General features: G+C 57.1%; 13 protein-coding genes and 1 tRNA gene. 5 read left to right on the top strand and 9 right to left on the bottom strand.

The window, feature by feature from the left end; all coding sequences use genetic code 11:
* Positions 1–75 precede the first annotated feature (75 nt).
* The 3 genes from D6858_RS02705 to D6858_RS02695 are packed head-to-tail and all read left to right on the top strand — an operon-like array spanning position 76 to position 3,004.
* Positions 76–2,166 (top strand): RelA/SpoT family protein, encoded by a 2,091-nt coding sequence (locus D6858_RS02705; RefSeq protein ID WP_120106951.1) that lies wholly within the window; start codon positions 76–78, stop codon positions 2,164–2,166.
* A 4-nt stretch (positions 2,167–2,170) separates the two neighbouring features.
* Positions 2,171–2,533: a VOC family protein gene (locus D6858_RS02700; RefSeq protein ID WP_120106949.1), complete on the top strand. Its 363-nt coding sequence runs from the start codon at positions 2,171–2,173 to the stop codon at positions 2,531–2,533.
* An 18-nt stretch (positions 2,534–2,551) separates the two neighbouring features.
* Positions 2,552–3,004 carry a tRNA (cytidine(34)-2'-O)-methyltransferase gene (locus D6858_RS02695; RefSeq protein WP_120106947.1) on the top strand — a complete coding sequence of 151 codons (453 nt, stop codon included), beginning with the start codon at positions 2,552–2,554 and terminating at the stop codon, positions 3,002–3,004.
* A 10-nt stretch (positions 3,005–3,014) separates the two neighbouring features.
* Here D6858_RS02695 and D6858_RS02690 read toward each other — a convergent pair whose 3' ends face one another.
* Positions 3,015–4,061 (bottom strand): peptidylprolyl isomerase, encoded by a 1,047-nt coding sequence (locus tag D6858_RS02690; RefSeq protein ID WP_120106945.1) that lies wholly within the window; start codon positions 4,059–4,061, stop codon positions 3,015–3,017.
* Between the two features lie 37 nt (positions 4,062–4,098).
* Positions 4,099–4,506: a metallopeptidase family protein gene (locus tag D6858_RS02685; protein WP_120106943.1), complete on the bottom strand. Its 408-nt coding sequence runs from the start codon at positions 4,504–4,506 to the stop codon at positions 4,099–4,101.
* An 84-nt stretch (positions 4,507–4,590) separates the two neighbouring features.
* Here D6858_RS02685 and D6858_RS02680 point away from each other — a divergent pair.
* A tRNA-Ser gene (locus D6858_RS02680) sits at positions 4,591–4,681 on the top strand.
* A gap of 160 nt (positions 4,682–4,841) precedes the next feature.
* Here the strand turns inward: D6858_RS02680 and D6858_RS02675 are convergent.
* Positions 4,842–5,738 (bottom strand): AraC family transcriptional regulator, encoded by an 897-nt coding sequence (locus tag D6858_RS02675; RefSeq protein WP_120106941.1) that lies wholly within the window; start codon positions 5,736–5,738, stop codon positions 4,842–4,844.
* A 188-nt stretch (positions 5,739–5,926) separates the two neighbouring features.
* Between D6858_RS02675 and D6858_RS02670 the strand changes: the two genes are divergently transcribed.
* Positions 5,927–6,658, top strand: coding sequence for an SDR family oxidoreductase (locus D6858_RS02670; RefSeq protein ID WP_120106939.1), 732 nt, complete (start codon positions 5,927–5,929; stop codon positions 6,656–6,658).
* A gap of 274 nt (positions 6,659–6,932) precedes the next feature.
* Here D6858_RS02670 and D6858_RS02665 read toward each other — a convergent pair whose 3' ends face one another.
* The 6 genes from D6858_RS02665 to D6858_RS02640 all read right to left on the bottom strand — a co-directional run.
* Positions 6,933–7,610, bottom strand: coding sequence for a TadE/TadG family type IV pilus assembly protein (locus D6858_RS02665; protein WP_240623668.1), 678 nt, complete (start codon positions 7,608–7,610; stop codon positions 6,933–6,935).
* Complete coding sequence (locus D6858_RS02660) at positions 7,610–8,221, bottom strand: TadE/TadG family type IV pilus assembly protein (protein ID WP_240623657.1); 612 nt, start codon at positions 8,219–8,221, stop codon at positions 7,610–7,612. Before D6858_RS02660 ends, D6858_RS02665 begins: the two co-directional genes overlap by 1 nt.
* Positions 8,218–10,200 carry a Tad domain-containing protein gene (locus D6858_RS02655; RefSeq protein ID WP_120106937.1) on the bottom strand — a complete coding sequence of 661 codons (1,983 nt, stop codon included), beginning with the start codon at positions 10,198–10,200 and terminating at the stop codon, positions 8,218–8,220. Before D6858_RS02655 ends, D6858_RS02660 begins: the two co-directional genes overlap by 4 nt.
* 178 nt (positions 10,201–10,378) lie before the next feature.
* Positions 10,379–10,972: a hypothetical protein gene (locus tag D6858_RS02650; protein WP_120106935.1), complete on the bottom strand. Its 594-nt coding sequence runs from the start codon at positions 10,970–10,972 to the stop codon at positions 10,379–10,381.
* 126 nt (positions 10,973–11,098) lie between these two features.
* On the bottom strand, positions 11,099–11,395 hold the full coding sequence (locus tag D6858_RS02645; RefSeq protein WP_120106933.1) for a DUF11 domain-containing protein: 297 nt from the start codon (positions 11,393–11,395) through the stop codon (positions 11,099–11,101).
* Positions 11,396–11,434: 39 nt separating this feature from the next.
* A partial coding sequence (locus tag D6858_RS02640; protein ID WP_120106458.1) for an IS3 family transposase occupies positions 11,435–12,317 on the bottom strand: 883 nt, incomplete at its 5' end.

Below are 12,317 nucleotides of genomic sequence, written 5' to 3'. Positions count from 1 at the left end.
CGCGCGCGCAAATAGTTGCGTGCGCGCCATATTTCCGCTTGCTCTCGTGCGAACAATTCGCACATCCTATAGGCAATGTTGCGTCAATACGAACTGGTCGAACGAGTCAAAGCCTACGATCCCGATGCGGACGAGGCCGCGCTGAACCGCGCCTATGTTTATACGGTTCAAAAGCATGGCAGCCAGAAGCGCGCCAGCGGCGATCCTTATTTCAGCCACCCGGTCGAAGTCGCCGGGTTGATGACCGATCTCAAGCTCGATCAACAGACCATTATCACGGCACTGCTGCACGATACCGTTGAAGATACGCTGGTAACAATCGAAGATATCGAGGAAAATTTCGGAAGCGAAGTCGCCCGGCTGGTCGATGGCGTGACCAAGCTGTCCAAGATCGAAGCGATGCCGGAAAACGAACGCGCGGCCGAAAACCTGCGTAAGTTCCTGCTGGCGATGAGTGAGGATATCCGCGTACTGCTGGTCAAGCTGGGCGACCGGCTGCACAATATGCGGACGCTGCATTTCATCAAATCACCGGAGAAACGCCAGCGGATCGCCCGCGAAACGATGGATATCTATGCTCCCCTGGCGGAGCGGGTGGGCATGTATGAATATATGCGCGAGATGCAGTTGCTGGCATTCGAGCAGCTTGAGCCGGAAGGCTATCGCACCATCACAGGGCGGCTGGAGCAGATCCGGGCTCAGGATGGCGGGCAGGTCGATGCCATTGCGCTGGAAATCAAACAGGCGCTGTCCGCAGCAGGGTTGCAGGTTGAGGTGTCGGGACGAGAAAAACACCCCTATTCGATCTGGCGGAAAATGGCAGAGCGTCACGTCAGCTTCGAACAGGTTACCGACATCATGGCGTTCCGCGTTATCACGCATGATGTCGACGATTGCTATCGCGCGCTGGGGGTCTTGCATCGCACCTGGCAGTTCATTCCGGGGCGGTTCAAGGATTACATCTCAACCCCGAAAACGAATGGTTATCGCAGTCTGCACACGGCCCTGATCTATCAGAATTCAATGCGGGTGGAGGTGCAGGTGCGAACTCGTGAAATGCATCGCACCAACGAATTCGGGCTCGCGGCGCACTGGGCCTACAAACAGGGTAATCGTCCTGATGGTCAGGTCGGCTGGCTGCGCGACCTTATCGAAATCGTCGATGCCAGCAACGATCCTGAAGAGCTCCTCGAACACACCCGGCTGGCAATCTATCAGGATCGCATTTTCGCGTTTACGCCCAAGGGTGCGCTGTTCCAGTTGCCCAAAGGTGCGACAGCAGTCGATTTTGCCTTTGCAGTGCATACCGATCTTGGGGCGCAGACCGTCGGGGCGAAGATCAACGGACGGCATATGCCGTTACGCACACCGCTCAACAATGGCGATGTCGTCGAGATCATTAAGGGGAAGAGTGCGGAGCCGCAGCTTTCATGGCTCGGCTTTGTCGTCACGGGTAAGGCGCGGGCTTCGATCCGCCGTGCGGTGCGGATGAAGGAACGGGCGGAGATTGCCGCTCTCGGGCAGCAGTTGTTCGATGAAATCGTGGCGCAGATGCCTGCCAAGATCGGCAAGAAGGCCATCCGCGAGGCGCTCGCGCGGCTTGAGCTGGAAGACGAAGAAGATCTGATGATCGCCATCGGTTCTGCCAAATTGCCCGATCGGGAAGTGATGGAAGCGCTGATGCCGGGAAGCACAGCGCAATTGCCGGAAGTCGAGCATCGCCCGCGTCAGGAACGGGCGGTTTCGATCCGTGGTTTGACTCCCGGCGTGGCGTTCACCCTGGCTGAATGCTGTCACCCTGTCCCTGGCGATCGCATCGTTGGCTTGCGCCGCCCTAACGAGACGGTCGAGGTGCACACCATCGATTGTCTCGAACTGGCGAACGGGGTCGATGCCGATTGGGTTGATCTTCAATGGGGCAAACGTAGTCAGGGTGCAGTCGGTGGCATACGGGTTACGCTATACGATCGCACCGGCACTCTGGCCGAAATGGCATCGATATTCGCCAAAGGGCACGCGAACGTGGTGGCTCTATCACAAACGCAAACCGAAAGCCCTTTCGTTACTTACGAAGTGACTGCTGACTTTACCGATCTGGCGCATTTGACACGGACAGTCAGTGCCCTTCGCGCGAGCGATGCGGTGGCGCAGGCAGATCGGATTTAGGGCGATGGGAATTGTCGGCCTCGATCACGTGCAGCTTGCCATGCCTCGAGATGGTGAGGCTGATGCGCGGAGCTTTTATGGCGCAGTTCTGGGGCTTGTCGAAGTGCCCAAACCTGCCGATCTGGCGAAACGGGGCGGGTGCTGGTTTGTGGGAGATGGTGTGAACATCCATCTTGGTGTGGAGGAGCCATTCCGCGCTGCCGCAAAAGCGCATCCCGCATTGCTGGTCGATGATCTTGCTGCGACGCGGGAATATTTGGCAACGCATGGGATCAAATTCTCAGAAGGATCTCCGCTCGATGGCTATGTGCGCGGCGATATTCACGATCCTTTCGGCAATCGCATCGAATTGATGCAGAAGCTCTGATAACGCTTGCGTAATCCTATGCGTATTGCCTTGTTCGAACCTGAAATTGCCGGAAATGTCGGCGCCGTGATGCGCCTCGGTGCCTGTATGGGGACGGCAGTCGATCTGATCGAACCAATGGGTTTCGCTTGGGATGACCGCAGAGTTCGACGCGCGGCGATGGATTATATCGATCACGTTTCGGTAACGCGCCATAGCGGCGTGTCTCCGTTTCACGCCTCGCTGGGGCAGAGCAGGCTGATCCTGTTCACCACCAAGGCGAGCCAGTCGATCTACGACTTCGCCTTCGAACCGGACGATGTGCTGTTGTTTGGCAAGGAAAGCGCCGGAGTGCCGGACACCGTCGCCCAATCGTGTCATGCGCGGGTGCGTATTCCGATGCGCGCCGAAGTGCGTTCGATGAATCTCGCGTCATCGGCTGCGCTCGCGCTGGGCGAGGCATTGCGCCAGACTGGCGGCCTGCCGGGCTAGATTCCGCCAGTTATTGCTCCTTGGCTACGCGTCGCACCGGCACAGGTGCGTTGCAGACATCCACGCCACCCGCTGGCACGATGAAAAACGGATCGCGCCGGTTGGCGCGCGCGTCGACATAGCGGGCAAATGTCATGCTGTTGGTATCGAGATATTCGAAGTGCGGTTGCTCGGCCGCCGGTAAGTCGCTCGCAAGCTGGATGCTTTCGATCCTCACGTGCATCGTCGGGTCTTCATAAAAGCCCAATGGGCCTTTGCCGCGAGGAAGGCTGGACAGATTTTCCATCCCCTCAATCACGCGGCCAACCAACGCGATGTTGCGATCGAGGTGGCGCGGCGTCTGTCCGATCACCGTGTACAACTCCGCGCCGGTTCCGGCATCGGGAGCGTAATCGCGACCGACCCCGACCATGCCATAACAATGGACCGGCCATGCGCGCTTCGCCCTGGTATCCATCGCTATGGGCCAACCGAGACGGAACGTCGTGCGCGGAGCATAGCTATCGTTTGACATGGCCGTGTCGATCAACCCGTTTCGCTCGGAGAATTCCTTGGCCTTGGCTGGAGGAGGACAATCCTGTCCTTGCTTGCAGCTCACAAATGGCGGCGGGGCGTCTTTGGGCCGTGGCAGTGCAGCGATACTGACAGTGTAGTCAGTTCCACTGGTGGACTTCAGTCCCGCGGGCAGAGCTTTGGCCTTTGTCGGATCTTCGCCATTCGGATCACCCCATTGGACTACGTAATTGTCCTGAACGCGGGTAATGGCGAGGCCATCCCACCAGCGATCATGGGCCAATACGCGAATATTGGCGATCCATGACTGACTGAACGGGCGGGGCATCAACTGGATGACGACTTGCCATGCTTTGCCCTTGGCGTCCGGAGCAAGCTTCATCACTAACAGATCGCTTGCCGGGATCGGCAGCCAATCGCTCTGCGGCGCCTGAGCGACGATGTCGCTCGGTCCCGGCGTGTCAGGTGTTTTGGAATCGTCCGCCAGAGATGGGCTGGCAAGCTGTACGAGGAAAAGCGCGGCGAGTGCGGTACGAGCGATCATCCGCCGATTGTGCCACGCCCGCTTGCAAAGACAAGGTTCAGCTTTGCCGTGCCTGTTCCTCCAGCGCATGCATATCGGCGTCCGATAAACCGAAATGATGGCCGATTTCGTGAATCACGACATGTGCGACGAGGTGTTCAAGGTCTTCACCATCAGAAATCCATTCATCGAGAATCGGTTGCCGAAACAACCTTATACGATTGGGCATCTGGCCACTGTCGGAAATGCTGGCGTGCGTCATCCCGATCCCCTCGAATACACCGGTTAGTTGAAAAGGATCATCGATACCCAGATCAGCCAGCGTTTCTGCATCGGCAAACTCCTCCACCAACAGGATAATATCTCCCAGATGATCCCGAAATGGGGCGGGAATCCGATTGAGTGCAGCAAGGGCGATTGCTTCGAATTCGGCCGGGGAGGGGGGCTTGCGGAACGTGCGTGTCATCGTTCTCGTGCCTAAACTGGATTGAGGCGCTTGTCAGCGCCTCTCACTGCCGCTAGGTGCCCGCCTTCAGTCGATCAGGCATGCGGAGCGGTGGCCGAGTGGTCGAAGGCGCACGCCTGGAAAGTGTGTATACGGTAACCCCGTATCGAGGGTTCGAATCCCTCCCGCTCCGCCATATTTAAAGTCGTGGATACGCCGACAAGCGACGGTGATATTTGCATTTGGAGAAGCGTTACCAGCGGAGGATGGCGACTCAGTCTGCAATCTGTCGCCGGTAATGCGCCCAAGCGACTTGTGAGGAATGGCCCAAGACGGCCAAACTACGCCTCGTCCTCTCAAATCGCCGTCGCCATTTGCGGCATGGCCCTTAACCGCCCAATGTCGCGGGCGGGTGGGACGCCGAAGAGGCGACGATATTCGCGGCTGAACTGGGAGGGGCTTTCGTAACCAACGCGGAAGGCTGCCTCTGCCGCGTCGAGCCGGTCGGCCAGCATCAGCGCCCTCGCTTCCTGCAAACGCAGCTGCTTTTGGTATTGCAACGGGGTCATGGCAGTGACGCGGCGGAAATGGTCATGAAAGCTGGACAGGCTCATGCCGGCAAGATCGGCGAGGTGCTGCCCGCTGAAGGGCTCGCGAAAATAGGCTTTGAGCCAGGCGATTGCGCGGGCGATCTGGCTGGTACGGCTTTCGCCACTGGCTATGGCCCGCAGGACGCCCCCACCCGGACCGGTCATCAGCCGAACCAGCAATTCCCGCTCGATCAGCGGTGCAAGCAGCGGAGCGTTCGCCGGTTCACCCAGCAGCGCCGTCAGCCGCGTCGCCGCATCGATCAGCTCTGGCGTCATCGGGTGCAGCGTCATCCCTCCGCCATCCTCCGTGGTCGCCGACAGGGGCGGCAAGGTTAGCGCAATCTCCGACAGCATGGCAGGGTCCAGATAGAGGCAGAAACAGAGATAAGGAGCCTCCACACTGGCCTGCGTCACGGCGCCAGTGACGGGCAACTCGAGCGAGGCGACGAGATAGCTGGCGGGGCCATAGTCGATTATCGCATCGCCGAGCATGACGCGCTTGCCCCCCTGTGCGATGATGCACAGCGCCGGGCGCTGCACCATATGCACTGGCTCGCCGCTATGGCTCGAACGCACTAACGCCAGTCGAGAGATAGGGGTGTCGATGATGCCATCGCGCTTGGCATATTGGGCAATCTGCTTCGCCAGTTCATGATGCACCATTAGCGCCTCTTCAGTCTAAAATTCGACACTGTTCTACAGTGCTGACGGTCACCGATCCAGCTTGAGACCGGACTTTTGGAATATCGTGCAATCATTTCGGACGACCATTCTATCGCCTCCCGACCAGATAGCCTCATTTGGTGAACATCAATCCGACGGCTACGTCCGTCTGAACTGGAGCGACTATTATGGATATCGAAGACAAGGTGATCGCGATTACCGGTGCCAGCAGTGGTATCGGGGAAGGAACGGCGCGGCTGCTGGCCGCGCGCGGCGCGAAGTTGATGCTGGGTGCACGCCGCACCGATCGGCTCGCCGCGCTGACGGACGAACTGAACGCGGCGGGAGGCACAGTCGCCTTCCGGTCGCTAGATGTCACCGACCGTGCCAATTTCGAAGCTTTCATCACAGCGACGGAGGCTGACTATGGCCGGGTCGACGTGCTGGTCAACAATGCGGGCCTGATGCCGCTGTCGCGTTTCGACAGCCTGAAGGTGGACGAGTGGGACCGGATGATCGACGTCAATATCCGCGGCGTCCTTCACGGCATTGCAGCCGCCCTCCCGCGCTTCAAGGATCAGGGCAGCGGCCAATTCGTCAACATTTCCTCGATCGGCGGTTATGCCGTGTGGCCGAACTGCGGGGTCTATAGCGCGACCAAATATGCGGTGCGCGCAATCTCGGAGGCGCTGCGTATGGAGCATGACGACATTCGCGTCACCATCGTTGCGCCGGGCGTGGTGGAATCGGAACTGGCCGACACGATCACCGATCCTGTCGCAGCGCAGGCGATGGTCGATTTCCGCGCCATAGCGCTCACACCGGATGCAATCGCACGCGCTATCGCCTATGCGGTAGAACAGCCGACGGATGTGGACGTCAATACGCTGATCGTGCGTCCAGTGCGCTCGACAATCTGACGGAGGACGTGTCAGAGTTGGCAAGCTGAGCGCTTCAGTTCTGCATCGTCCAACGTGCTTTGGGGGGATGAAAACGGCCAGTCTGCACCCAGCGCAGATTGGCCGTTTCTCGAAGACACATCATCGTAGCGCTATGGCGTAGGTGTAGTGCTCATCTTGATCGGACGCGGGCCACCATTTTGATATAAAACCGGGAACGCCGGATGTGGCTGGCCTGCATTAAGTCAGCAGTTGAAGAGTGGTGGCGCGCAAACATTCCTGGTTTGGCGAGCCTTTATTTACACAAAGACTGGCCGCCGGTGCCTGTGACGCCGGGTGTCAGATTACGGTCGTCTCTTACCGTAAAAATTGCTTCCTGACGAAATGTCGGTTTCGTAGGCAGCAGGTTTCCGAACAACCCTTTGTAGTCATAATAGACCTCTGCAATCATCACCGCCGAATCCGTGCTGGCGCGAATTTTATCGGACGATTGTCCGACACCGTCGATGGGGGAGCCTGTTAGCCCATTGTTGTCCGTATCGTTGCCATAGGTTGACGTGCGGGCCAGATCGCCGCTGCATCGCTGCCAGCGGATATACTGTTTGCCCGTAGCGCTATCGAGTTCGAGGCTCGACAAAATCAGTCGACCGTTATGCTTGAGATCAAACGATTCGCCTTGTTTCAGCGCACCGGCCATAATTGAATCGATGTCGCTCTCTTTCACATTGGGGCTCACACTGCTGTTATCGGTTTGCCCGATACGCGATGCGTTATCGGCCAGCGACAGGGCGATCTGGCTGACGCGCATGTTCACGGTCGACATATAGGCGATTTCGGTGCCGACCAGACCCAGGGTGATGAACACAGGGAACATAATCGCAAATTCGACCGCGGCCACCGCAGCGGTTTCTGCCAGAAATCGCCGTTTCAGACTTGAAAAGCGGCGGCACAGTCGTGTGATTTGAACAGCCATCAGTCGCAAGTCCCCGCAGTGGAGCCATACTCGGTCTGGTCAGCGAATGGCTGGTTCTTGCGGACCGCAGACGATGTCAGCGTGCGTTTGGCCCATGCTTCCGGCATAAATGGCACTTTGAACAGCGGATCGTAAGTGGCCTTCACCGTATAGATGACAACATCGTTGGCACCGCCGTTGCCGGAAACACCGATATCTTCATCCCAGGAATTATTCCCGTTTTCATCGACATAAGCTTCGCCATTGTTACAGGTGCCGTCACCGTTGGCATCGTTCCATTGCTCTGCCCGGCCAATATCCGCGAAGTCATAGTAGCTGGTGCGGGTCGATTTCACATCTACGCCGGGCAAGACATAGGAAACCTGATCTTCCACCATTTGATCGGCCACAGTAATGTCGCCCGTTTCGAGCGACGAACTGCGCGCGGCCGATTCCACTGCGCCGTTCAGCACAGCGTTACCATAGATCATCTGCCCCAGATCGAGCGTCCCGACGAGCATGACAAGAAATACAGGTGCAAGCAGGGCGAATTCAATGATCGTCACGCCGCGATCATTCGCGTGCAACTCGCGCATTCCGTAGGGCAGGTGTGCAGGGGGATTCCCGATCATTGCGTCACTCGCAATTCGCCCACTTGTTTGGCGATTTCCTGAAATGCGTGGTTCAGTTCGTCGGCATCGTTGGCGGTGAAGGCGCTGTTGTCCGACGCACAGTTCGACAGGTCGTTGGTGAGGCCAGTCGAAAATGCGATCACCCACAAGCGAATACCTTTTGCCTTCACAGCCTGGCATAAAGTGAGAAACCGTGATGTGTGACGAGCGGTGAGCATGCTGTTGCCATCGCCAGTAACCCGGCGGTCAAAGAACTCGATGCCATAGGAGCTCTGAATCTGCACATTGGGAACCATCGCGCCATCGGTCATAAAGATCATATGGCGCGACACATTGCCGCCGTTGGCAGGAGATTGGTTCACAGTATCTGCAAAGATGCCCTGAGGTGAACTTATGCGTGCGCCCCACAGTATTCCAAGATCGTGGTACGTATTGCCCACTGCGATGAGAGAATCTGCATAATCGTAAAAGTCAGACTTGCTCATGGTTTTGAGCAGCTGGGACTTGTACGGGCAAAAGGACATCCCCGGTTTTTGAGGTTGGCCGTATGAGGAAACATCGGCGCTCGTCAGCGTGCTTGAATTTGCCCGAACGGTACGACGATATGCGACCTCCGGCCACATGGGTGCCCAACGCGTGTTGTCATCAGAGGCATCTGGCGCTGCATCGATGTTCAGGTCGAGTGCATCGCTTGGGGTGATGCCGGTCGATTTCTCAAACCCGAACTCGGATGCAGGAACAGTTTTACGTTCCTCAATGCATCCTTCCCATTTGGAAGATACATCGACGGCTTTCCCCCAATAGTCATTCCCGGTCTTTGTCGTGACGGTCTTGAAGGCCTTGTAATCCCGAACATCGTATTTCAGTCGCTGATACGTCCAGCCCACCTGATTGGGCCCGTCGACATAAACTGGATCCTGAATTTTATAGAGGTGATCGTACAAATATCGCGAATAATTCAATACCACCGCGACATAATACTTCTTGGTCCACCACCACGATCCGGACGTCCGCTCTTCGCAGGTGTAGCTCTTGCGAGTCTGTTTTTGTGCGGTAGTTGTGGTGGTGACCAGTTGTCCTGCGCTATTGACCGATGGCCCCTCGGTACTTGTCGTGGTGCCACCACTGTTTTGCCAATTGGTGTCTGCCGGCAGGCTGGCTTTACAGTCGTTACGATTTTTATGCTCAGTCGAGCTGTAGTCTTGGGTCGAGTCGATGTTTTCGGAACTTTCGCCCGTTTCGTTGCTGTAAACAGGATCGCCCCAATGGTCGAAAATTCGCTCGTATTGTGGCTTGCGTGACTGAACCCAATAATCGTCGACCAGCCAGTTCGGATTTTTGTCGTATATCAATTGGCCGACATTGATGGAGGAACTGTAGGGGACAAATGCGTAGCGAACGCGTGCGTTCGAACCCGATACTGATTTTTGCACAGTATCGTAAAAGTTCTTCATCGCGTTTCGCAGCATGTCGATTTTTTTATCGCCGCTCCACCCTATTCGATCATCCATCGATCCGGTGCTGTCGAGCACCATCGTTACGTCGCTGTTGCCAACACCCATCGACGCCGAGCATGAGACGCTGACTGCCAGCGTCTTGAAGCCGAAGATCTGCATGATGACAGACGATACATTGGTCGATGCCACCCCTTCGATTGTATTACCGTCGTCGTTAGATTTGGGGGTGAAGACAGTGCCGGTCGCATCTTGCTCAACAGCGTTGAAGTTGTTCTGAAAATAGGCTTTCGCCTCACCCTTGGCGAAGTCGTCGAACCCTTTTGTCATCACGGCTTTGCGACCGGCCAGAACGCCCGCGTCGCACGCCGCTTGCAGGCGGGTTTGCGCCTTGTATGCGCGGCTCATATCCACGCCGCCACCAATCAATCCGGCTAGAATTAGGAGTCCCAGCGCACCTATGGGGAGCAGGCTGCCGTTCTGGTCGACCGTTATCGCTCGCGTTTGCTTGATTCGTGTCGTCATCTCATTGCCCCAACAACGACTGCGACAGGGGATTTGGCGCGCCGTCAGTCGTTACGTCGCGCACCCTGCCGAGCCCCAAACCAGAAGCCGGTTCGTGCAATCGTTATTACTGGCAATTCACTAAGAGTTAGTTGACTGAGATGAATTGTGTGCAGATGATTGAGATATAAGGAATATTCTATGATTTGGGGGGGCTGGTCGCCCAATCCAGACATTGTGCAAGCAATTCCGCCGCACTTTCCACTGAACTCAGTGCCTTCTCGAACTGCGCGACTGGCAAGTGGCACTGACTCTCCCACTCCATCAACTCGGCCTGGTCGCGTCTTACATCGATCATATCGAGCCGTATGCATTGTTCGAATTCGGTGATCGACAGATGTCCAGCTTCCACTTTCGCCAGGATCAGCTCAACTCGCCTCTCAACATCTTCATAATAGTGATCAAACCGTTCAGCGGGAAACGATTGCTCTGATTTTGCTGGAGAGACAGCATCCGTAAGAACGGGGTCCTCATCACTTTGCGGGGCTTCCGGTTCGGTCCATTTAAGCCGCTGCAACCGTTGGGGGCTGACGACGACCACTTCCTCATCCTTTTTCCTGCGTTTCGATATGTGCTGGAGCAGGACGGTAAAGTTTGTCAGTCTGGGTATGGGCAGGGGTGGGAGCTTGGGCAGCCAATTCAAGGTACTCGATTTCCGTAACAGGGCAAAAACGATGTACAGAAGCGCACAAGCCAGCCCGGCAAAAACCAGCTGCAGTTGATTAAGTGACATGATGACCTTTCGCGCGGGGAAGGCGAAATTCCGTTCCCCATTTTCACAACTGATCGAAAGCCGGATCGATGGCTGGAAATATCGAAAGAGTGTAAATGCCAGGTTTCGATCAACAGCGAGGCCTGCTCAGTTGATTTTCGTCTGAAACTTCACTGCCATCGTTGCTCCGCTATCCAAACTGTCAGCGGTCATCGTGATATTAGCCCCCTCTATCGAAGCCCCGATCGGATCGCTCTCATCGGCACTGGAACTGTCATCATCTTCCGCAGTTGTCGCGCTGGCACAGGTTACTCCCGATGTCATGCTCCCGGAAGCATAGGTTAGCTCATCTGGAATGCTGTCGCTTGCACGAATATTGTTTGCGACAGTGTCGCCGGTGTTCTTCACCAGAACACAATATTCGACAGTTGCGCCAGGAATCATTGAACCGCCCCGGGATTGCCGGAGGCCATTTGGTTTAAATTATGCCGCCATGGGCGTGTCGTCCAGCATGGCGTAGTATCGTGCTTCAGCTTCGGCAGGCGGGATATTGCCGATGGGCGCGAGCAGGCGCCGGTTGTTGAACCAGTCGACCCATTCGAGCGTGGCGTATTCCACGGCTTCAAATGATCGCCACGGACCTCGGCGGTGGATGACCTCGGCCTTGTAAAGGCCGTTGATCGTTTCGGCCAAGGCGTTGTCGTAGCTGTCGCCAACACTGCCGACCGATGGTTCGATCCCGGCTTCGGCAAGACGCTCGGTATACTTGATCGAGACATATTGGCTGCCACGATCACTGTGGTGGATCAGGCCGCCACGGTGAACAGGCCGTCGGTCATGGATCGCCTGCTCCAGGGCATCGAGTACAAAGCTGGCATGCGCCGTTCTGCTCACCCGCCAGCCCACGATATAGCGGGCGTAAACGTCGATCACGAAGGCGACATAGACGAACCCGGACCACGTCGCGACGTAGGTGAAGTCCGAGACCCACAGCATGTTGGGTGCCGGTGCATGGAACTGGCGGTTGACCTGATCGAGCGGACATGGCGCTGCCTTGTCGCTCATCGTCGTCTTCACCGGCTTCCCCCGGATCACGCCCTGCAGGCCCAGCTCACGCATCAGCCGTTCCACCGTGCAGCGGGCAATATCGAAGCCCTCGCGCTGCATCTGCCGCCACACCTTGCGATACCCGTAGACCTTGAAGTTGGCATCGAACACGCGCTGAACCTCGGGCTTCATTGCTTCGTCGCGCTGGGCGCGTGGTGACAGGCGCGACGGATCGCGGCGCTGTGCGACACGCTCGTGGTAGGTTGATGGGGCGATCGGCAGAACCCGGCAGATCGGCTCGACCCCATACTCACCCCGA

The sequence above is a fragment of the Tsuneonella suprasediminis genome (assembly GCF_003605755.1).
Lineage (GTDB): Bacteria > Pseudomonadota > Alphaproteobacteria > Sphingomonadales > Sphingomonadaceae > Tsuneonella > Tsuneonella suprasediminis.
This window is presented reverse-complemented; position numbering and strand designations above follow the sequence as displayed.